Genomic DNA, 21,648 nt, shown 5'->3' with positions numbered 1-21,648 from the left:
CTTTAATAAGGCGCGACGCTGTTAAAGAAAGCGGAGAATACTTTAATAAGGTACCGACAGCCAGTCACTTCCAAGCGAATCCCATCGTCTTCAGATGCTCATCGACCCGGGCGGCGAGTGTTTCCACTTCGTCGGCCAGCCTCGGCAGCGGGGTGGCATAACGCTCGGCCAGTTGCCGAATGCGCCCGGTCAGCGCCTGGCTGACCCGATCCAACTCGCCTTGGACGCTCGCCCCCAAGGCCGCGAGCCATTTGTCCTCGACCACCAGGGTCTTGATCTCGTCCTGCGTGAGTTGCCGGTAGCGGGCGGCCACCTTGGCGTCGAGTGCCTTCTGGGCATCCTTGACCTTCTTGCCGGCGGCGCTCTCCTTCTCGATCAGTGCGTTGTAGGCGGCCAGCATCCGGCGCTCGGGGGCGGCGTCCTTGTCCGGCCTGATCTCGGCCAGCCGCGCCTTAACGCTCGCCCGGGTGAGTTTGCCCTTGTCGTTCTTGGCCTCGGCCAGCAGGCCGTCCTCGCCGCCGTGCTCCTCCTCCATCTCGTCCATCTCGCGGCCGACGGCATCGCGCTCGGCTTCGAGTTGGGCGATGGCGGACGCATCGGCGGCGAAATAGCGGGCGATCATCAGGTCGGGCGGGATCAGGTCGGTGTTGGGCTTGCCGTCAGCGAGCGCCTGCCAGCCGTCGCCGACCAGCATCCAGGCGTCGTCCTGCATGGTCTCGGTCCAATAGTCGAGCAGGTGTTGATAGCAGTCGTAGGGGTCGATGAGCGCCGCTGCACAGAAGGTCTCCAGCAGGCTTTCCGAAAGCTCGTCGATCAGTCGCTTGGGTGCATCACCAATGCGGATGCCGGTGAGGCTCGGCAGGTTGGCGGTCTTCCACTGGGCGAAGAGGGCCGTGACCGTGGCGTTGAAGGCGGTGAACTGGGGGTGGTCGAAGATCGCCGCCTTGACCTGGCCAGCCTCGACCCTGGGGCGGCCGTAGCCGGGGCGCTCGGTCTCCTCGAAGAGTTCCCGGCGCACGCTGGGGAAGACCTGCCAATAAACGGCCAAGCCGTCGATGTCGCGGTTGGGGATGCCGCCCTTCAGATGCGCCTCGATGTCGCGCAAGTCCTCGGGCTCGCTCCCGTCGATATAGCGCGGCAGGTTCAGGTTGAAGTCGTTGGACTCGATCTCGGCGAGCGGCGCCATGCGCGAATAGCCGGGGCACTCTACCTGGCGGGTGAAGATGTCGACGATCTTGTGGATGTCCTGGGCGCGCAGGCGGTTCTTGTTGCCGTCCTTGATGAATCCGCGGCTGGCATCGACCATGAAGATGCCGCGACGCCCGGCCGCACCGCCCTTGTCCACCACCAGGATGCAGGCGGGGATGGACGTGCCGTAGAAGAGGTTCGCCGGCAGGCCGATGATGCCCTTGATGTAGCCCTGGCGGACGAGGCGTTGGCGGATGGCGGCCTCCGCACCCCCACGGAAGAGCACGCCGTGGGGGTGGATCACTGCGCCCTGGCCGCTGCCCTTGAGGCTCGCGAGGATGTGCAGCAGGAAGGCGTAGTCGCCGTTCTTGGCGGGCGGGATGCCGAGGCGGAAGCGCCCGTAGGGGTCGTTCGCCGGGTCCAGACCGCTGGTCCAGTTCTTGTTGGAGAAGGGGAAGTTGGCGACCACGAAGTCGAAGGTCTTGAGGCTGCCGTCGGCGTTCTTGAAGTGGGGGCTGGACAGCGAGTTGGCCTGCCAGATTTCCGCCTCGGGCGCGTCGTGCAGCACCATGTTCATACGCGCCAGCGCGGACGTGGCGTTGTCCATCTCCTGCCCGTACAGAGTCAGATCCAGGCCGGTGCGGTTGCGGGCTTCATCGTGGGCCTTGAGCAGCAGTGAACCGGAGCCGCAGGTAGGGTCATAGATGGTCTGAGCGCCGCTGGTGGCCCGACCCAGGTCGATGACCATGGACATGACACGCGAGACCTCGGCCGGGGTGTAGAACTGGCCCTTGCTCTTGCCGGACTCGGTGGCGAAGTGGCGCATCAGGTATTCATAGGCATCGCCGAGCAGGTCGTCGCCCTCGGCGCGGTTGCTGCCGAAATCAAGCCCCTCGAAGATGGCCACCAGCTTGGTGAGCCGGTCCACCATCTCCTTGCCCTTGCCGAGCTTGTCCTCGTCGTTGAAGTCGGCGACGTTGATCGCGCCCTTGAGGCTATCGTTGGCGTCGGCCAGGCGCCCGATGATCTTGTTGACCTTATCGCCGATCTCCTTGTCGCCCTTGGCGATGATCATGTCGGCGAAGCCGCCGCCATGGGGGACCTCGATCAGTGCATCGGGGTCGTTGGCGTACTTGTCCGAGACATATTTGACGAACAGCAGGACCAGGACATAGTCCTTGTATTGGCTGGCGTCCATGCCGCCGCGCAGCTCGTCGCAGGAGCGCCAGAGGGAGGAATAGAGGGCGGATTTCTTGAGGGCCATGGGCTCGTTTCTTATTTGGACTTGCTGCCCGACTGCCTCAGCGGGGGGAGGTCATCGCACACCGGGATGAACGGATCTGCCTCAGTTGCTCTCAGGCTTGGTACCAACCAGACTCCAACTGTAACCATGCCGATGGCGCTGGGCGATGTCGACGAACCCGGCATCGGCCATCAGGCCTGGGCTTCCGCGCGGGTGCAATATTTGGCATAGGCCGGGTTGAGCTGATCGAAGATGGTCAGTCGACGCTTGTCGCCGTCCAGCCGTCCCAGGTGATCGCGCATATAGGCGCGCATCGGCAGGGGTAGGAAGCAGCACAAGGCGATGTAGCCGGCCAGGGGGATGTCCAGGGCGCGGATCAGCCACACCAGGACTCGATCCGGCAGCCGCTTGGTCAGTGCCCGCAGCGGCTGCACGAGGGTGAGGTAGAGTTCGTTGCCCTCGTGGCCGTAGATCCAGACGAACAGTTTTCCGCCGGGACGCAGGGCGGCATAGGCGGCCTGGACAACGGGTTCAGGTCGGGGAATATGGTGCAGGACGCCGAAGGTAACCACCAGGTCGAAGGGGCCGAGTGTGGCAATGCCCTCGCCGGGTAACTGATGACAGGTGACGCGCGCGGTGTCACCGGCAAAGCGGTTGGCGAGAACCTCGAAGGCCCTTGATGGCTCGATGGCGGTCACGTGCGCGGCACCGGCGGCGAGCAGCATGGCGACGATCCGCCCGGTGCCGCTGCCGATATCGGCGACGCGCCGGCCCGCCACGTCGGTCGTGCTCAAGAGGGGCGCGACGATGTCGTCGAACAATTCTTTGGACCCGTAATAGCCCGAGTTGTCGGTGAATTGGACCCATTGGTCCCCGAAGTCGGCGATGGTCTGCTCGGTCTCTCGCTGAGTCATGTCTTTTTCATTCCAGGTTCTTGGTCAGTCCCGCGCCGCCCGGGCAGCAGCGGGAATCGTATGGATCAGGCGCGCCGCGTCATGCGTCCCGCGTCGCCCCAGAGTTCGATCACCGCCCCTTGCATGGCCCCGAACAGGCGTCCGCAATAGGCGACCGAGGTCAGCAGCACCGCGACCCCCGGGGTCAACCCGATCAGTGCCAGGGTACCGACCCCTGCCACCTCGCCGAGGGTAACTCCGAGTAGGGACACCGGCACCGCCATCCCCAGCAGCGACGCCGACAGCGCGAAGGTGACCGGCGCCCAGTCGACTCTGATCCCGGAGCCGATGGCGAAGGCGAATACCGAGGCGCACACCAGGGCCAGGGTCGCCAGCGAATACAGGGTAGGCAGCGCCAGGCGCGGCCAGATGGGACACAGGGCGCTCAGGAGGTCCCGCACTTGGCGCCGCGGCGACTCATGGGCCATGACGGCGGCCCCCAGAACCAGCGCGGCCAGGGCGATCACCAGGATCCAGGTCAGGTCGATTTCAGCCCAGGCCGAGGCCGGTAACACCATGCCGGCCAGCGCGGCCAGGGCGATCAGGGCAGCCAACAGACCCAGGACGCGGTCCATCAGCAGCGCGACGACGACCTGTTTGACCGAGGCCGCCGCGTCGATGCGGCGGACGGCGATGAACCGCGTGATCTCATAGCCGACGGACATGGGCACAAAAAAGAAATAGAAGAGTGAGCGCAGATGGATAACCAATGCTTGACGCGCGGTGATGGTGATCCCGAATGCCGCGAGGGTGCCCTGCAAACGCAAGGCCGCCGCATAGAGCGCGACCTGGTATAGCATGACGGTCAGCGCCACGACTGAAAGGGATGGCCGCTGCGTCGGCAGGCCTTCGCCAACCCACACCAGCAACAGTGCGAGCCCTACCACGACCAAGGCCATCTTGAGCAGAACGAACCCGCGGGCGAGGGGTTGGCCCTGGGCAGTCAAGGCGGCGTCCGCATCCCCGGTGGCCTTGGTGTCGAGCGGATCGACAGTTGGCAGCGCCGCCGGGCTTGGCTCCTGGGGCCTCGTCACTCCGATCCTGCTCGAACCAGGATCTGGCGCAACAGATCAGCTAGCAGGCCCAAGGCAAACACCACGATAGACATGAGCAAGCCACCTACACCAAGGAAATAGGGGGCATTCAGTCCGGTAATCGCGGCAGTCAAGAACCCGCTGATTGCCAGCGCGACGGTGATCAGGGTCAGGAGTAGGAACAGCTTGAGAGGGTTGTAGTAGATGATTGCCTGGACGATGTATTGCAGCGTGCGTAGCGAGTCTTTGAACAGTCTGATCTTGGTCGTTCCGACGCGCTCGTGATAGTGGATAGGCAGATAGGCGACGAAGCGGCCGGTCAGCATGTAGGCCAGGGTCAGTGAGGTGGTGAAGCTGAAGGTGTTGCAGAGATGCGGGAGATAGCCGGTGATGGTCTGGCGGCTGAAAACCCGCAAGCCGGAGTTGGCGTCCGGGATGCTGCGCCCGGCACTGAACTCGACCAGAAACTTGAGAACCTTACGCAGGGGGCCCTTAAACGCGTTCCCTGCATAGTGGTGGCCGGTGCGTGCCCCCACCACCATGTCGAAGCCTTTATGGAATTCGGCCACGAGGTCAGGAATCGACTCTGCCGGGTAGGTCAGGTCCGCGTCGATGATGACGATGGTATCGTGTCGGGCTGCCAGGATTCCGGTTTTCAACGCTTGGCCGTAGCCGACATTGTGCGGGTGGCGGACGACAGTGGCACCCGCTTGCGTCGCCAGCAGGCCGGTCGCGTCGTTGGAGCCATCGTCCACGACCAGGATTTCAGCCCCGGCCGTGGGACTGTTGGCGAGGGTGCGGCGCAGCGCTTCAATGGTTCCGGCGATGCCGTCGGCTTCATTCAGGGCAGGGATTATGATGCTAATCATGGTTTAAGGATCAGACCTTACGAATCACACAAATCATGGATTGACCGAAGAAGCTGCGGCTGACCCGGTCGACGACTCTGGCAATTGGAACTACAAAGCGGTCGAAGAACAGGATCTGTTGGTTGATCGCCCCGGAGTTGAGGCTTGTATGGCGCAGGGCCTTGTTCAGCCACCAGCCGATGCCGCCGATGGCATTGAAATACCGTGCCTTTACTACGATGCCGCCCGCGCCATTGATGCGTGAGACGTCGCGTAACGTGTAGCGACGGACATGCCCGGCCATCTGGTCCAGGTCGGAATAGAGCGACTGGAAGGCCGGAACTAAGATGAGCAGGCTACCGCCGGGGACCAGCGCCGAGAGCAGGTTCTGCACGGCCGCCGCGTCCTGCTCGATGTGTTCAAGCACGTTGATACACAACACCGTATCGATCTCCCTTGGCGCGAGCAGAGCGGTGAGACCGGGATCGGTGATGTCGGCCTGAAGATAGGTATCGGTCGGGTAGTGCGCCCGCGCCTGGTTGACCGAGTCCGGGTCTATATCCAGACCGATATAGTCGATCGTCGGAGGCAGTAGCCGCCGATACCCGCCGTGCCCAAGGCCGACCTCGAGCAAACGTTGACCATAGTTGGGGACAAAGGTCGATAAGACCCAACGCGCGTAGTTGTCGGCAGTCTCGATTGCGGAAGAATAGGTCTGCGCACCGGTCTTCAGTGTTGATTCAGCCATAATGACAAACAGATCAGTCCAAAGAGTTTAAGTCCGTGGTCACGCCGAGCGGCGGCGTGCTCCCGCCACAGGGTGTCGATCGCCGCGGGGCGAATCCACTCGTGCAGTTTGGGCGAGGCCAGCGCGTCCTGGGCGAAGGCGCGCAGCGGGCCGCTGAACCAGTGAGAGACCGGGGCATTGAACCCCTGCTTGCGGCTGTCGAGCACCCAGTCCGGCAGGCGCCCGCGCAGGCTCTCCCGCAGCAGGTATTTCTTGCGCAGCCCCTTGAGCTTCCAGTCGGCGGGCAGGGCCGCCGCGAACTCGACCAGGCGGTGATCGAGCAGCGGCGCGCGGGCCTCCAGTGAGTGCGCCATGGTCGAACGATCGACCTTGACCAGGATATCGTCGGCCAGCCAGGTCTTGATATCGACGTAACCCGCCTGATCGATGTAATGGCAGCCCTGGACCGCTGCGAAGTGCCGCGCGAATTCCGGAAAGGGGTCGGCCTCATCGGTGGAGATCGCCGCGCGCCACCAGGGCTGCATCAGTTCGCGTTGCGCCTCGGCCGACAGAATATTGCGCCACGAGGCATGGGCCCGCGGGAAGTCCAGATGGAGTTCCGCGAGGAAATGACGGACCTTATAGTCCAGGCTGACTTTGGAAAAACTCACCGGCAGCACGGCATCCGCCGCCCGGAAGCTTGCCCGCGCCAGCCCCCGCGGCAGCCACGACAGTGCCCGATGAAGCCGGTCGGCGGTATAGGTTTCGTACCCGGCGAAGCACTCGTCGGCACCATCCCCGGACAGGCTGACGGTCACGTATTCACGGGCGAAGGCCGCCAGCAGATAGGTCGGCACGGCGGAGGTGTCCGCCAGCGGCTCGTCGGCGGCCCAGACCATGGCCTGGACCGTGCGTTCAGGGTCCGGCGTGGCCACCCGATCCTTGTGGTCCAGACCGAGCAGATTCGCTACCGCGCGGGCGGTATCGACCTCGTCGAAGCTGGGGATGCCAAAACCCATGCTGAAGGTGTGCACCTGAGAGGCGGGCAGGGCCTGCGCCATGGCGGCGGCCACCGCGGAGGAATCGACCCCGCCGCTGAGGAAGGCGCCCAGCGGGACGTCACTGACCAGCCGCAGGCGCACCGCGTCATCGATCAGGGCCAGCAACTCCTCCGCGGCCTCGCCCTGGGAGACGAAACGGCGCTTGTTGCGGTACACCGCTGCCAGATCCCAATAGGACCGCGGGGTCAGGGGTCGGCCCTCCTCGCAGATCAGAAAGTGTCCGGGCGGCAGCCGTTTGAGCCCCTGGCGCAGGCTATGGTCTCCCAGGGTGTAGTTGAGCATCAGGTAATGAGCGAGACCGACCGGATCGACTGCGCCGAGCGCGGCCGGGTGCGCGCGCAAGGCGCGCGGCTCGGAGGCGAAGACGAGCCCGCCGCCGGGCAGTTCGCAGTAGAACAGCGGCTTCTCACCGACCCGGTCGCGCGCCAGAAAGAGTCGGCGGCGCGGTGCGTCCCAAAGTGCAAAGGCGAACATGCCGTTGAAGCGCTCCAGACAGCGTTCGCCCCAGGCTTTGTAAGCTTCCAGGATGACCTCCGTGTCGCCCTGCGTCTGAAAGGCGGCACCGGCCTGTTCCAATTCCCGGCGAATCTCCCGGAAGTTGTAGATCTCGCCGTTGTAGGCGATGACCAGCGACCCGGAGCGATCGTAGAGCGGCTGATTATTGGCCTGGGACACGTCGATGACCGACAGCCGCCGGTGGCCCAGCGCCATCGGCCCCAGGGCCGCCACGCCGGCCGCGTCCGGCCCCCGATGCGCCAGGCGGTCGGTCATAGCCCGCACGATCTGCGTATCCGCCGCGGTGTCCCAAGTGAGCAGTCCGGCAATGCCGCACATCGTTGGTCAGTCCTCGCGCACGCGGCGCGGCAAGGCCCCGGGTCGACGTCGGCGCGCGGCCTGGTCGATCAGGGCGGAGATCGCGATGGCGTTGCTCAGCCACAGCAAGAGGTCCAGCGGCGCAAGGTAGCGCGGCAATACGACAGTCACCAAGGTGAGTGCCAGGGCGTAGGCGGCGAACCCGATCCAGAGGCTGAGCAGCAAGGCCGTGAAGTCCGCGCGTCGACAGGTCCACAGCGCGGTCAGCGCAAGCAGCCAAGTGGCGAGCAGTAAGGGGATGCGGGTTCCTTGCCCCAGCGGGAGTAACAGATCGAGCAGTCGGGTGGCCGGCAGGTTCGCCAGATTGAGGTACCGGATCGCGGACTCCGGGTGCTCCGCGCCGGTGCCTTGTAGTACCCGCAGATACTCCGCTTCTGGAGGAAAGATGACCTTGATGCTGTGCGCCGAAACGTGCAGCAAGGACTCGAATTGTCCGATTCCAAAGCCGAGGCCTCCGACGGGTCCGAACACCGCCTTGTTCAGTTCCCGCCCCCATTGCCGCAGGGCATCGCGATCGAGCGACCGCACGAAGATCCGGAAACCCGTATTCATCAGCGCGTCCGGATCGTGGGGCCAAAGGTCCGACTCCGCCGCGATGGCCCGGCGCGTGCCCAGCCAGGGGCCGGGGGTCTGCGCCATGATTGCGAGCGCCTGGGCGGTGGGCGCGTCCGGGGCAGCCCCCGCCAACCGCTCGAGCCAGGCCGCGCGCTCCCCCTGGGGCACCGATTGATAGGTATCGACGATTCGATAGACTCCGGCCCGACCGGTGATCGACATGCAGGAGTTCTCGAGCAGCTGGCAGGCCGATCCGGTCAGCCCCTTGGCGGTGACCAGGGCGAGGAGCACCACCACGATCACCCCGCCCACGGGCCGCCAGGCAGCGAGCGACCAGCGCCGATCCGACAAAAGTGCGGCGATCAGGACGTAGGCGAGCGGAATTGCCGCGAACACGATGGAGGCATGTCGGGTCAACATGCCCCCCAAAAGCCCAACGAAGAGCGCGGTACCAACCGCCGTGCTCAGTCCATCCCGCCGCAGTCGCAGCACGGCGCCGAGCAGGATGCACAGGAACGACAGATCGAGCGCCTCAGTCATCAGCCCCTGAGCGTACAGTTGGAGTGCGGTGCCAAGACAGGCGAGCACGGAGACGATGACGATCTGCCAACGCGCGCGACAGGCGGATGCCAAGTAGATGAGCGCACCGATTGCCGCCAGGTGCTGGACAGCAGTCGCGAACGAAAGCACCGCCCCTGACTCCGCGAACCAGGTGGTTGCGAAGGCCATGAAGGTCGGGTAGATGAGTGGATGGTGCGGGAACAGATTCCAGGGCCAGAGCAGCCAGATCACACTGTCGGAGCCGTTCCAGATCGGCGGCAGGGCGAGCCACGCGAAGCCCCCCACGGCCGCGGGAAAGGCGCCCGCGGCAGCATAGTCCCAGCGGCGCCGCCACAGGTGCGCGGCGCGGTGCCGTCCAGCGGCGAGCCAGCGCGCCCGCTGTTGCCAGCCGAGCAGACTCAGGCCGAGCAGCACCCCACCGCTGCCGATGGCCAGGGTCCAACTGATGATCGTGGGGGCGAGTCGGGCCGTGGCGGTCACCGAATAGGTCCGTCCGTTGGTGCGCGGGTCCGAGCGATCGGAGGTGCTAAACAGCAGATAGTTTTGCCAGTGCGAAAAGCCGCCCCCGCCGCTTTCGCGAATGCCCGCGTGTTGCGCATGTGGGGGGCCCAACGGCCGGCCACCCTCGTACAGGCGTAGATCGGAGCGATCGAGCCGGTCGACCTGATCTTCGGGCAGGATCCAGGGCCACCCCGGCCGGCCTTTAAGCTGTACGACAAAAGACTGTCCGACCGCGTGTTCCAGTTCGCCCGGAACGAGATCAAAGCGGACCGTTCGACCGAGCATGGACAGTCCGTACGCAAGCAACAGCACGACGATCCCGAGTCCGAGTGCTAACCGGACCCAGTACCCAGCTTGATAGCGCGGGCGATTCCAATTTTTCAATTCAACCATCTAACTATCCCCTGATTCAGGAAACGCCACCCGAAATACTATTTTCTTAAGAACACTCTTCGCGTTTGAAATGTTCGGTTCAACCAGCAGAGAAGCGGCATCATCCGGAGCGCTTTCGCAACCACGCGCGCGGACGGACGGTCAATGGTATCGAAAAACTCCAGGTCAATCCATTGATGTTGATAGCCGAGCGTCTGCCATACCACCCGATAGCACGAATTCGAGACGTAGTTGAGTCCTTCGACGAAATAAAACGCGTTGCGATCTGCTGTCTCATCCGCGGAGAGCCCAGCCTGATACTGATTGCGTATTCCCAGCAGTGCCCAAAGCTTGTACCACCAGCGATGCCCGATCACACCGCCAAGCGGAACATGGATGTGCTTCTCGATCAGGCAATATCGGGCTGGAAAGATGTGCAATGCGACTCCTCCGGGACGCATGATCCGGTACAGTTCTCGAAGTACGCCGACTTGATCTTTTACGTGCTCAAAAACCTGATCGCTGATGATGAGATCAATACTGTTGTCTTCAAACGGAAGTCGTCTGGACTCAGAAATAAAAAAGCGCGCACGGTCACTCGTGCTGCGTAATTCGAGATAGTCCGTCACATCAAATCCGAATGTGTTGATAAATCCTTGGTCAACCAGCGCATAAACGGACCGACCCGCTCCACAGCCAAAGTCCAGGATGTGTGCGTTTCGCGAAAGAGAATAGCCAAGTTTTTCCAGGATTGCAATTCTATGCGCGACGTTCATTGTGACCGACCCATTCGCTGCTGTGATCCCAGTGTTGCATAGCGCGTCGACATTGCGCTGAGCCTTATTGTTTAACGTCGCGCCGCGCCAGGATGGCGACGAGTGTGACACTGTTCGACACCCAGATCAGGGTATCGATGGGCGAGAGATAGCGGGGCAAGACCACCGTGATGAAGGTGAGGGCCAGGGCATAGATCAGGGCACCGAGCCAGAGGGCCGCGGCCAGCGCGCTGATCCGCGCATCGCGGGTCAGCACGGCGGCGGCCAGGGCCAGCGCCAGGGAGGCGGCCAGGAATAAGAACCGCTGCAGCGGGATCAGCGGCAGCAGGATGTCCAGGAACCGGGTCAGCGGATGGGCGGCCAGCGCGCGGTAACGGGCAGCCGTCTCCACGTGCTCAGCCCCGGTCCCGGCCGCAGCGCTGCGGTAGCGCGGGTCGGCCGGAAAGACCGATTCGATCGACACGGCCGAACCACCCAGCAGACAGCTCACCTGCCCGGGGCAATAGCTCGATGAGCCGATGCCGACGATGGCGCGTCCCAGTTCCTGGCCCATCTGACGCCAGGCATAGGGATCGAGCGTATAGGCAAAGGCCCGGTAGCCGGCATTCATGATGGCATCCGGATGGTGCCCATAGAGCGCGGGCGTCGCGGCGATCGCGTCCCGCGGCCCGGTCCAGGGGTTCGGTGTCCGCGCCAGCAGCGGCAGCGCCTCCTGCACCGCCGGGTCCGCGGCGCGTGCGCCGATGGCCGCCAGCCAGGCCGGCCGGTCCGCGGGCGGCACCAGGTCATACGCGGCCTGTATGCGATAGACGCCGACCCGTCCGATGATGGACGTCTCCTGGGCGTCGAGTAGCAGTGAAACATAACGGTTGACGGCGCTGTTGGTGACGCCGACCGCGATCATCAGGGCGACCGCCTGGGCGATGACCAGCACGCCGGCGGCCTTGCCGCGCGACAGGATCGCCAGCATGAACAGGTAGGCGACCGGGAGCGCACCCAGGATGAGCAGCGCGTGGCGGCTGAGACTCGCCGCCAGGAGCGCGAGACCCAGTGCCGCGGCCACGCCCGCGGTCAGGCCGTCCCGGTGCAGCCGCAGCAGGGCGCCGAGAAAGAGTAGCGTCAGCGGCGTCGCCAACCCCTCGGTAAAGAATCCATGGGCGAACAGGTTCAGCCCGCCGCCGACACAGGCCAGCGCCGCCACCAGCAGGATCTGCCAGCCGATCCGGTAGGCGGAGGCCAGATAGGCGATCGCCAGGATGTAGGCCAGGTGCTGGACCCATTGAGTGACACGCAGGATCTGCGGCGCACCATCAAACAGCGTGTTGACGGCCGCCATGAACAGCGGATACGCCGGGGGATGATGCGGTATCCAGTGCAACTGCCAGAGCAGCCAGATGGCGCTGTCCGAGCCGTTCCAGAGCGGTGGAATCAGCCACAGGGCCGCCAGCGAGACCGCGGTCGGGATCAGTCCGGCCAGCAAGTAGTCCCGGTAGCGGCGGCGCAGGTGCCTGGCGCCCGCGGTGATCGCCCGCGCGGCGGCCCGGCGCTGCTTCCAGAGCGCGGCGCCGAGCCCGGCCAGGAGCAGCAGACCGCCGATGTCCACCAGTTGGCGCAGGATGCGATGGGAGACACCGGCCGTGAACCGAATCTCGTAGCCGCGGCCATTGGTGCGCGGGTCCGTGTGATCGGGCGTACTGAAGATCAGCAACCTGGCCCAGTGGAGGTAGCCGCCCCCGCCGTCCTGATGGACCTGATCATAGGGTGCGTGCGGTGGTCCGAGGCTGCGTCCGTCCTCGAACAACAGCAATTCGGAGCGATAGAGATTGAACGGGTTATCGCTGCGCGCCTGCCAGGGCCAGGGGAGACGATGCTTGAGGTCGACCTGGAAGGCTTGGCCTTCGAGCGGCAGGATCTCCGTGGCAGCGAGCGTCAACTGCATCGGTCGTTCGATTGATCGCAGGGCAAACGCCAACACCATCAGCAGCAACCCGGCGCTACCAAGGGCAATGATCCAGCCCCAACGCGGTGCGCGGGTCGGGTCCTGACGGGTCGGCAGCGGCGGTGGGCTGGGCATGGCTTGAATCGCTGAGCAGGGCAGGAAGGCGTTGGTTAATGGACCGTGGAGCGCGGCGCGAACCAACCCGCAAGTGTACAGGGAGTTGCCGCGGCGGGCCAACAACGGCGACTTGAGCGATTGGGCTTCCGGGGTCATGTTACACTCGAACCCATGCTGCTCTCAGTCAAACACCGCTTTCTGTTCGTCCATATTGCCAAGACCGGCGGCACCAGTGTACGCGCCGCGCTGGAGGGTCTGCGCTGGGCCGATCCCTGGTATTGGCCGATGTTCCTGTGCAGCCGCTTCAGTCACTTGAGCGGCCACCGCCTGGCCACCAAGCTGCCGCGCCACGCCAAGGTCATCGCCGCCAAGGAAATGTTACCCAAGGAGTTTTTCGACCAGTTATTCAAGTTTGCGTTCGTGCGCAACCCCTGGGACCTGCAAGTCAGCTCCTTTCACCACATCCGGCGGGAGCGCCCCCAGTATCTCGGCGGGAACGAGACCTTCGAGGCCTTCCTGCGCTGGAAGCTGGACCCCCAGCGTCCCTACCAGTATCACGTCGATACCTCGATCGAGTTGCAGAGTGATTATCTGATCGATCTCCACGGCCAGACCATCGTCGACTATATTGGTCGGTACGAACGTTTGCACGCGGACTTCGCGACCGCCTGCGCCCGCATCGGGATCAAGACCCCCGCCTTGCCCCATGCGCGTGAGGCCAGTGATCGCCGCAAGGACTATCGCAGCTATTACACGGCCGAGACCGCCGAATTGGTTGCGCAGCATTTCAAGACAGACATTGAGATGCTTGGCTACACCTTTGATCCTCAAGGATAAGAGGAGTAGCACTAATCGCCGTCCGGGTTACTTCAATCGAATCGATCTTGACCCTCCATAGGACATGGGCATTGGCATCGCCCCGAGCATCTCTCCAAGCTTTTTGCCGCCTTCGAACAGGCCGACAATACGATCACCCGCAAGTACGGTGGCACCGGATTGGGGTTGGCCATCACCAAGAAGCTGGCTCAGTTGATGGGGGGCGATGACGGGGTTGTCAGTTGGCTCGGCGTGGGCAGCACCTTCTGGTTCACGGCGCGACTACAGAAAGGCGCGCCCGCGTGCGACGCGGATGCCGCCCTGGCGAGCGACGCTGCCGAAGCCTTCCTGGGCGAGGTACCGATCATCGCCTTGACCGCGAATGCCTTCGCCGAGGACAAGGCGCGCTGCCTCGCTGCCGGGATGAACGACTTCATCTCCAAACCGATCGCACCGGAATTGCTCTTCGCGACCTTACTGAAATGGTTGAGACGACCCTCGGTCTGACCCTTGAAGCGTGGTGCCGGGAGCAGGCAGACTAAGTCCCGCGGGCCTTGATCATCACCCCTGCCGTTCGCTGACCGACCACCGCGCAGATCGCGCGGCGGTCGGGTTGATGACAAGGCTGCCAAAAAAGGCTTTCAGAGCCGCTTTCCTGAGTTCTTCGCCGCCGCCGTCCCCGGCCTCAGTCGATCGGCACCAGATCCCGATAGGCATGCCAGGTGGCGTGCCCGATCAGCGGCATGGTGATCAGCAGGCCAATGTAGTAGGTCAGGATGCCGAGGCCCACGAACATAACGATCAGCGCTGCCCACAGGCTCATGGCCTGCCAGTTCTTGCGGACCGCCGCCATGCTAGTGCGCATGGCGGTTACGACATCGACCGGACGGTCCATCAGCATGGGCACGGTCACGACGCTGATGCAGAAGGTGAAGGCGGCGATCAGTCCGCCGCCGATGACGCCGGCCGCCACGAAGGTGTTGTTCTCCCCGGACAGGAAGAGGGTGGGCAGGAAATTGGCCCAGTTCGGTACCGGGTTGTCGTAGAAGAGCGCAAAGATCAGGATGGCGGCGAGCATCCATACCAGCAGCACGAACACCAGGATCAGGGCCATGGCCGCGAGTTGCACTTCGTTCTGTCGCCAGGCTTGCAGTGCCTGGCAGAACTCGACCGGGCGGTCGGCCTCGAGATTTGCACTGATCTGGTAGAGTCCGATCCCCAGCAAGGGGGCGATGAGGAAGAAGGCGGCGGCCAGCGCGGGGACGATGAAGAACAGGTTCTCGGCCAGCAGGCCCAGGGTCATCAGTACGCTGACGATCACGAATACGGCGCCGTAGGCGAGGCTGAACCGGGGTGCCTCCCGGAGATCGGCCCAGCCCTTGAGGACCCACTCCCAGGGGCGTTCCAGGCTGATTTCGTTGATGCGCGGGGTGTCTGTCGGCATTGCGCCGGCGGTCGCTGCTTGGGTCATTTAAGGTGTCCTCCGAGTGTCTTTTTTGTGAAGATCTTGGGCGATCGGAACCGTTGAGACGAGCGCGCTGTGTCCGGTGCCCGGCAATTCGGGTACCACGGACCGCTTACCGTCGGGCCAGCGGCGCGGTTAGACTCTCGGGTCTATGCAATCTAAAACCAATCCTGATCTCAATACAACTACCATCGGAGGCCCACCATGACGATTCCGCACATCCAAGAGGTCGCAGACCAGATTTACTGCATCGAAACCGGTCTCTACCGTCACGGCCTGGCCGCGTGTTATCTGGTCCGCTCGGGCGACCGGCTCGCTTTCATCGACACCGGCACCGCGCACACGGTGCCGTCCCTGCTCAAGATCATTGCGGACATGGGCCTGACCCCGGCGCACGTCGACTATGTGATGCCGACCCATGTCCACCTGGATCATGCCGGCGGCTCGGGCGACCTGATCGCCGCCTGTCCCGCGGCGCGACTGGTGATTCATCCCAAGGGCGCACCGCACATGATCGATCCGGCCCGGTTGCTGGCGGGGGCCGGCGCGGTCTATGGTACCGAGGCCTTCGCCCGTGATTTCGGGGGCCTGACCCCGGTGCCCGAGGAGCGGGTGATCGTTGCCGAGGATGGGATGCAGGTCGATCTGGCCGGCCGCATCCTGACCTTCATCGACACGCCGGGTCACGCCAATCACCACGGTTGCATCCACGACGCCCGGACGCGCGGCTGTTTTACCGGCGATACCTTCGGCATTGCCTACCGCGAGTTCGATACGGCGGGTGTCCCCTGGTTGTTCGCTCCCACCACCCCGGTCGCCTTCGATCCGGACGCCTGGCTGCAAAGCCTCGATAAGCTCATGAACGTGAATCCGAAAGCCATGTACCTGACGCACTACGGCCGGGTCGATGCGCCGGAACGGCTGGTGGACGGCCTGCGCCGGAGCATTCATGACATGGCGGGGATCGCCTTGGCGGAGGAGGGGCGCGATGACCCCGAACGCCTCACCCGGCTCAAGCGGGCGGTATCGGCGCACCTGACGGCCAGTGCCCGCGCCCACGGAGTGGATCTGGAGGACGTGCGGATCGACGCCTTGCTCGCGGTCGATACCGAACTCAACGCTCAAGGTCTGGAGGTCTGGCTCAAGCGGCGCGAGCGGCAGGTCGCGGCGGGGTGATTCCTGATGGGCCGCGGCCAGCTATTCCAGATTTGGGCGGCCTCGCGCGACCCCTGGTGGATGCGGCGCGCGACCGACGTGTCGGGTCTCTGACACCGAACAGCGCGCCTTATCCACCCTACAGCGGAGCCGGTTTTCGTAGGGTGGATAAGCGCAGCGCATCCACCATCCACCTCGCCGCCGCCACTCCGCCGGCGGCGGCTACCCAAATTTGGAACTGCTGCGGTCCCGCTGCCTCCATCGCATGGGCTTACGAAAAATGGTAAAATTCCGCGGTCCCTTTTTCCGGGTGATGTGACCGCCATGGCCCCGTCTGTGCTGATCGTCTGGTCTGCCGGTCGCCGCATTCCCCGATTATCCCAGTAGAACTTACAAGGCAGAGCATGAGCTACCATTCCATCGTAATGGTCAAACAGGTTCCTGACACGGCCAATATCTCCGGGCAGGTAATGAAGCCGGACGGCACTGTCAATCGCAGTAAACTCCCCACGATTTTCAATCCCGAAGACAAGGTGGCGCTGGAATTGGCGCTGCAATTCCGGGATCGTTTCGGCGGCACCGTGCGCGTGATGACCATGGGGCCTTTAAAAGCCTCGGATCTGCTGCGCGAGTGTTTGTACATGGGTGCCGATGAGGCGTTTCTCATCAGCGACCGGAAATTTGCCGGTGCCGACACCCTGGCGACCTCGTATGTATTGGCGGAAGCGCTCCGTAAACTAGGCAATTACGATATCATCTTCGCCGGCCGGCAGGCGATCGATGGCGACACCGCCCAGGTCGGCCCGCAGACCGCTGAAAAATTGGGCCTGCCGCAGATCACCTATGCGGAAGCGATCCTCAAGGCGGAAGGGTCGACGATCACCGTCAAGCGCAAGGTGGATAACGGCTTTGAGGTGTTGGAAGGCACCCTTCCGCTCCTGATCACGGTCGTTAAGGACGCCGCCACACCCCGGCCCTTCCGGGCCAAGCGGGTCATGGCGTACAAGAATGCCCATACTCTGCTCGAACTGGAAAAGATGACCGAGGGCAATTCGTTGCTGTATGTGGATCAGCTCAAGGAGGAGTACGTATCCAAGGGTCTGTTTATCCCCACGCTGACCGCCGACGATCTGGATGTCGACCTGAACCGGTGTGGCCTTGGCGGGTCACCGACCAAGGTCCACAAGATCGAGTCGGTGGTGTTGGGCGGGAGCGCGCATGAAACCATACCGGCCACCAAGGACGGCATGTATGCGCTGATCGATAAACTGATGGAAGACCACATCTTCGGATAAGCCCCTATGAATGAGAATAAACTGGTCTGGGTATTCATTGAACAGCGCGACGGCAAGCCGGCCGACGTGAGCTTCGAGTTGCTCTCCAAGGGCAGAAAGCTGGCGGAAAGCCTGAATGGGGAATTGCAGGCGGTGCTCATCGGCCACAATATGCAGGCCGTTGCCGAAGAGACCTTTCACTACGGCGTCACCGACGTCCTGCTGGCGGATCACCCGGATCTGCACCACTACAACACCTTGCCCTACAGCCGCATCATGAGCGAGCTGGTGGACCGGTATCAGCCGCGGATCGTCCTGTTTGGCGGCACCTTCATCGGCCGGGATCTGGCGCCGCGCGTCGCCTCCCATACCCGTAGCGGATTGACCGCGGACTGTACCGATCTGCAGATCTCGGACGTGACCTATTTGCGCAAGGACTATTCCCAACTCCTGCTGCAGATTCGCCCGGCCTTCGGCGGCAACATCATCGCGACCATCATCTGCCCGGACTCCCCGGTGCAAATGGCGACGGTGCGCGAGGGCGTCATGGAGAAAATTCCGCTGGCGCAACCGGTCGCTGGACGCATTACGCCGATCTACTATGAGCCCGATGCCGCCGACCACCTGGTGCGGATCATCGCCCGGCATCACGAGGAGAGCAAGGTCAACCTTAAGGCTGCTCCGATCATCGTCGCCGGCGGCTACGGGATGGGCAACTGGCAGAATTTTCAGATCCTCCACGAATTGGCGCGGGTGATCGGCGGCGAAGTCGCGGGCACGCGTGCGGCGGTGGACGCCGGTTATATCGACCACGTCCGGCAGGTGGGGCAGACCGGGGTCACCGTGCGGCCCAAGCTGTATATCGCCTGCGGCATTTCCGGGGCGATTCAGCACCGGGCTGGGATGAGTGAGTCCAACAAGATCATCGCCATCAATGCCGATCCCGACGCGCCGATTTTCGGCGTCTGCCATTATGGAATCGTCGGCGATGTGATGGAAGTGATTCCCAAGCTCATCGACGCCTACAAGCACAAGTTAAAGTAGCCGAGCCATGGCCAACTATTTCACCGACAACACCGATCTCCTGTTTCATTTCGACCGCCTGCACCTGGAGGAGGTGGTTGACATCGCCGAGCACGGCTACACCGAGGCCAGTCGCTATAACTTCGCACCCACCGATTACCAGGATGCCTTGGATAATTATCGCAAGGTGCTGGAAATCGTCGGCGACATCACGGCGAACAACGTGGCGCCCCAGGCGGCCGCGGTCGACGAAGAGGGAAGTCATTTCGCCGACGGCAAGGTGACCTATGCCAAGGGCATCCAGGCGGCCCTGGAAGATCTGACCAAGGCGGAGCTGATGGGGTTCACGCTGCCCCGACGCTATGGGGGCCTGAACATCCCCACCACCATCTACACCATGGCGATCGAGATGGTGGCGCGTGCCGAAGCCTCGTTGATGAACCTGTTCGGTCTGCAGGACATCGCCGAGACCATCAATAAATACGGCGATGAGGCGCAACGACAGGAATTCCTGCCGCAATTCGCCAGCGGTGCGGCCACGGGGGCGATGGTGCTGACCGAACCGGACGCCGGTTCGGACCTGCAGGCCGTCAACATGCTCGCCTATCAGGACGAGGACGGACAGTGGCGTCTCAAGGGTGTCAAGCGCTTCATCACCAACGGCAATGCGCAAATCCTGCTGGTCCTGGCCCGCTCCGAACCCGGCACCAAGGACGGGCGGGGCTTGAGTCTGTTCGCCTGCTACGGCAAAGATAACGTCGTCGTGCGGCGGATCGAGAACAAGCTGGGTATCCATGGCTCGCCGACCTGCGAGTTGCAGTTCAACGATACCCCGGCGCAACTCATCGGCAAGCGCAAGTTTGGCCTGATCAAGTACGTCATGGATATGATGAACGGTGCGCGTCTCGGCGTCGCCGCTCAGGGTCTGGGTATTTCCCAGGCCGCCTATGAGGAAGCGCTGCGCTACGCCAGGGCGCGCGAACAGTTCGGTAAGAGCATCTATGCGATCCCCGTGGTCGCCAACCTGCTGATGGAAATGCGGGTGACGCTGGAGAGCGACCGCTCCCTGCTCTACGCCGGCTGTCATTGGGTCGATTTGCGCAACAAGCTGGAAGAGAAGGTCGACGCGCTCAAGGCCGAAGGCAAGGATGCGACGGTTGAGAACGCCAAACTCAAGGAGGCAACCCGGGTCGCCGCGCTGCTCACCCCGATGGCCAAGTATGTACTGAGCGAGAACGCCAACAAGATCACCTATGACGCCTTGCAGATTCATGGCGGCACGGGTTACATGAAGGAGTTCAATGTCGAGCGCCTGACCCGTGATGCGCGGATCACCAACATCTACGAGGGCACCTCGCAGTTGCAAATCGTGGCGGCCACCGGCGGAGTCATTGGCGACATTCTTGGCGAGCATTTCACCAGGCTGGAGCAACAGGAAAATACCGGCAATCTGGCGCGCCTGGCGGATGAATTGAAAGAGATGCGGGTGCTGTTCCTCGACGCCCTGAAATTCGTCGCGGACAAGACCGATAAGCAATTTCAGAGCATCGCCGCCAAGGAACTGGTGGAGATCTACAGCTATCTCTACACCGGTTGGTTGCTCATGGATGAGGCGGCGCAGGACAGCCGCAAAGTCTTCATCGCCCGCCGTTACATCATCGGCGCAGCGGCCAAGACGCGCAGGAATTATGAAGTGATCAAGAAGGATCTCTTCGCTGATTTACTGCACGCGGACGATATTCTTATCTGATGTCAGCGGTTGTCGGGAAGGTCGGCGGTGGGGCCTGCATCCGGATTTATCCACAGATGACACAGATGTTCACAGATGAAGAAAAGCATCTGTGTTCATCTGTGACTATCTGTGGAACGGATTTCTGAACCAGGGCATCGGCGGAAACTGGTCGGCACGATGATCAAGGCCTTTGCAGAATATAAAACGTATAGCCATAACAGTCGCTGTAGCGTTCAAACAGCGCCATCTCCTGCTCGGTTTCCCGAATGACGGCTTGATTCATGCCGGCCACATCCGGCCGGCGCATGCGTTCACGTAGGGGACCATAGTAGTGTTCCCACCAGGCATTGCTCGGCAGCCTTTCGGTGAAGACAACGCTGAAGCCGGCGGCTGTCGCCCGAGCGATGTTCTGCTGCTCCGTGCCCATGGTCGGATACGCCGATTCCCAGAACCGACGCGCCGGGTCCGGCACGGTGTCGCTGAACCAACTCATCTCCGATACAACGGCGATGCCGCCCGTGGATACGATGGGGTGCCAGGCCCTTAGTGCCTGCTCGAAGCCCAGGTTGTACGCTGCACCCTCGGACCAGAGAAGATCGATCGAGGCGGGTGGCCAGTCCAGCGCCGCCATATCAGCGCAGAGGGCGTCGACCAGATGGTCAAGGCCCGCCGTGGCGGCCTTGTTCCTCAGTTCCTCGATGAAGTCGGGTGCCGCGTCGACCGCTCTGACCAGGCTGCCGTAGTGCTTCGCAAGTAACAGTGTCGCGGCGCCGGATCCACAACCGAGGTCGGCAATCCGCGGTTGCGCCGGCAAGGTCGGCAGCCGGCAAAATAACTGTCGCGTGAATTCCGGGTCCCCCGGCCCCTGGCGCGGCAGCCCGCGATGCAGGTCAATCAGGGTCGCGATGTACTCGGGTTGGGTCGGTTCACTCATGAACGAGTAAAGAATCAATTAATAAGCGAATACAATTGTTGGCTTAGATCGTCGTTCCGGCCTCAAGAAAAATGGAGGTCGAGGCATACCGTGGAAGTCGCGCAGCGACGCTGTGGGAGCGGCGTCCCGCCGCGACGGGGGCGGGCGTGTAGCCGCAGCGTCAGCGGTCACCGCGGCACCGCATCGCGGCGGGACGCCGCTCCCACGGGGGATATTCATCCTTGGGGATGGCTGATGTTCTTTCCATCGGCGTCAGCCGGTCGACATTGCATCTGCGCCGTCTCGGGACCGCGAGAACCGGGACTATCGATCGTTTCCGACATGCGGCGCAATACGCTGCGCTATTGCGCCCTACGGCCGCACCTCGACTTTGGCCATTTTTGCCTGAGGCCGGGCGCTGTGCACGGGTGGGCTGGACCAGGGCCGGCGGCTCCTGCGGAGGTGGCGGCAGCGGGAGACCGGCGGTATCGTCTGAAGTCGACCAAAACACCAGCCGTCACC

17 protein-coding genes are annotated in these 21,648 nt (G+C 63.2%); 6 read left to right on the top strand and 11 right to left on the bottom strand.

The window, feature by feature from the left end; translation table 11 throughout:
* Positions 1-64: 64 nt before the first annotated feature.
* The 9 genes from QZY03_RS28315 to QZY03_RS28275 all read right to left on the bottom strand — a co-directional run bounded on the left by QZY03_RS28315 (position 65) and on the right by QZY03_RS28275 (position 12,904).
* Positions 65-2,452 carry a class I SAM-dependent DNA methyltransferase gene (locus QZY03_RS28315; RefSeq protein ID WP_295587123.1) on the bottom strand — a complete coding sequence of 796 codons (2,388 nt, stop codon included), beginning with the start codon at positions 2,450-2,452 and terminating at the stop codon, positions 65-67.
* A 170-nt stretch (positions 2,453-2,622) separates the two neighbouring features.
* Positions 2,623-3,345 (bottom strand): bifunctional 2-polyprenyl-6-hydroxyphenol methylase/3-demethylubiquinol 3-O-methyltransferase UbiG, encoded by a 723-nt coding sequence (locus QZY03_RS28310; protein ID WP_295587120.1) that lies wholly within the window; start codon positions 3,343-3,345, stop codon positions 2,623-2,625.
* A gap of 65 nt (positions 3,346-3,410) precedes the next feature.
* On the bottom strand, positions 3,411-4,418 hold the full coding sequence (locus tag QZY03_RS28305) for a lysylphosphatidylglycerol synthase domain-containing protein (protein WP_295587118.1): 1,008 nt from the start codon (positions 4,416-4,418) through the stop codon (positions 3,411-3,413).
* Positions 4,415-5,287 carry a glycosyltransferase family 2 protein gene (locus QZY03_RS28300; protein ID WP_295587116.1) on the bottom strand — a complete coding sequence of 291 codons (873 nt, stop codon included), beginning with the start codon at positions 5,285-5,287 and terminating at the stop codon, positions 4,415-4,417. Before QZY03_RS28300 ends, QZY03_RS28305 begins: the two co-directional genes overlap by 4 nt.
* Before the next feature lie 10 nt (positions 5,288-5,297).
* The gene (locus QZY03_RS28295; RefSeq protein ID WP_295587114.1) at positions 5,298-6,014 is read right to left on the bottom strand and encodes a bifunctional 2-polyprenyl-6-hydroxyphenol methylase/3-demethylubiquinol 3-O-methyltransferase UbiG; all 717 of its coding nucleotides are present in this window, start codon (positions 6,012-6,014) and stop codon (positions 5,298-5,300) included.
* Positions 5,996-7,888 carry an asparagine synthase (glutamine-hydrolyzing) gene (asnB, locus tag QZY03_RS28290; RefSeq protein WP_295587112.1) on the bottom strand — a complete coding sequence of 631 codons (1,893 nt, stop codon included), beginning with the start codon at positions 7,886-7,888 and terminating at the stop codon, positions 5,996-5,998. The genes QZY03_RS28295 and asnB overlap by 19 nt, the downstream gene beginning before the upstream one ends.
* A 6-nt stretch (positions 7,889-7,894) precedes the next feature.
* Positions 7,895-9,937 (bottom strand): hypothetical protein, encoded by a 2,043-nt coding sequence (locus tag QZY03_RS28285; RefSeq protein WP_295587111.1) that lies wholly within the window; start codon positions 9,935-9,937, stop codon positions 7,895-7,897.
* Between the two features lie 38 nt (positions 9,938-9,975).
* On the bottom strand, positions 9,976-10,692 hold the full coding sequence (locus QZY03_RS28280; protein ID WP_295587109.1) for a class I SAM-dependent methyltransferase: 717 nt from the start codon (positions 10,690-10,692) through the stop codon (positions 9,976-9,978).
* A gap of 64 nt (positions 10,693-10,756) precedes the next feature.
* Positions 10,757-12,904 carry a hypothetical protein gene (locus QZY03_RS28275; protein WP_295587108.1) on the bottom strand — a complete coding sequence of 716 codons (2,148 nt, stop codon included), beginning with the start codon at positions 12,902-12,904 and terminating at the stop codon, positions 10,757-10,759.
* Positions 12,905-12,919: 15 nt separating this feature from the next.
* On the opposite strand from QZY03_RS28275, the gene QZY03_RS28270 reads away from it, so the two are divergent.
* Together QZY03_RS28270 and QZY03_RS28265 are read left to right on the top strand one after the other, a co-directional pair.
* On the top strand, positions 12,920-13,585 hold the full coding sequence (locus tag QZY03_RS28270) for a sulfotransferase family 2 domain-containing protein (protein ID WP_295587106.1): 666 nt from the start codon (positions 12,920-12,922) through the stop codon (positions 13,583-13,585).
* 57 nt (positions 13,586-13,642) lie between these two features.
* Complete coding sequence (locus QZY03_RS28265) at positions 13,643-14,071, top strand: response regulator (RefSeq protein ID WP_363168887.1); 429 nt, start codon at positions 13,643-13,645, stop codon at positions 14,069-14,071.
* A 178-nt stretch (positions 14,072-14,249) separates the two neighbouring features.
* On the opposite strand, the gene QZY03_RS28260 is transcribed toward QZY03_RS28265, so the two are convergent.
* Positions 14,250-15,035, bottom strand: coding sequence for a DUF2189 domain-containing protein (locus QZY03_RS28260; RefSeq protein ID WP_295587104.1), 786 nt, complete (start codon positions 15,033-15,035; stop codon positions 14,250-14,252).
* 198 nt (positions 15,036-15,233) lie between these two features.
* On the opposite strand from QZY03_RS28260, the gene QZY03_RS28255 reads away from it, so the two are divergent.
* From QZY03_RS28255 to QZY03_RS28240, 4 genes are all read left to right on the top strand, one after another.
* Positions 15,234-16,205 (top strand): MBL fold metallo-hydrolase, encoded by a 972-nt coding sequence (locus QZY03_RS28255; RefSeq protein WP_295587102.1) that lies wholly within the window; start codon positions 15,234-15,236, stop codon positions 16,203-16,205.
* 383 nt (positions 16,206-16,588) lie between these two features.
* Positions 16,589-17,479, top strand: coding sequence for an electron transfer flavoprotein subunit beta/FixA family protein (locus QZY03_RS28250; RefSeq protein WP_295587100.1), 891 nt, complete (start codon positions 16,589-16,591; stop codon positions 17,477-17,479).
* A gap of 6 nt (positions 17,480-17,485) precedes the next feature.
* Positions 17,486-18,502, top strand: coding sequence for an electron transfer flavoprotein subunit alpha/FixB family protein (locus QZY03_RS28245; RefSeq protein ID WP_295587098.1), 1,017 nt, complete (start codon positions 17,486-17,488; stop codon positions 18,500-18,502).
* Positions 18,503-18,509: 7 nt separating this feature from the next.
* Positions 18,510-20,231, top strand: coding sequence for an acyl-CoA dehydrogenase family protein (locus tag QZY03_RS28240; RefSeq protein ID WP_295587096.1), 1,722 nt, complete (start codon positions 18,510-18,512; stop codon positions 20,229-20,231).
* Positions 20,232-20,394: 163 nt separating this feature from the next.
* Here the strand turns inward: QZY03_RS28240 and QZY03_RS28235 are convergent, their stop codons facing one another.
* Positions 20,395-21,147: a class I SAM-dependent methyltransferase gene (locus tag QZY03_RS28235; protein WP_295587094.1), complete on the bottom strand. Its 753-nt coding sequence runs from the start codon at positions 21,145-21,147 to the stop codon at positions 20,395-20,397.
* Positions 21,148-21,648: the final 501 nt, after the last annotated feature.

The sequence above is a fragment of the uncultured Lamprocystis sp. genome, from assembly GCF_903933125.1.
In the GTDB taxonomy this organism is placed as follows: domain Bacteria; phylum Pseudomonadota; class Gammaproteobacteria; order Chromatiales; family Chromatiaceae; genus Thiodictyon.
This window is presented reverse-complemented; position numbering and strand designations above follow the sequence as displayed.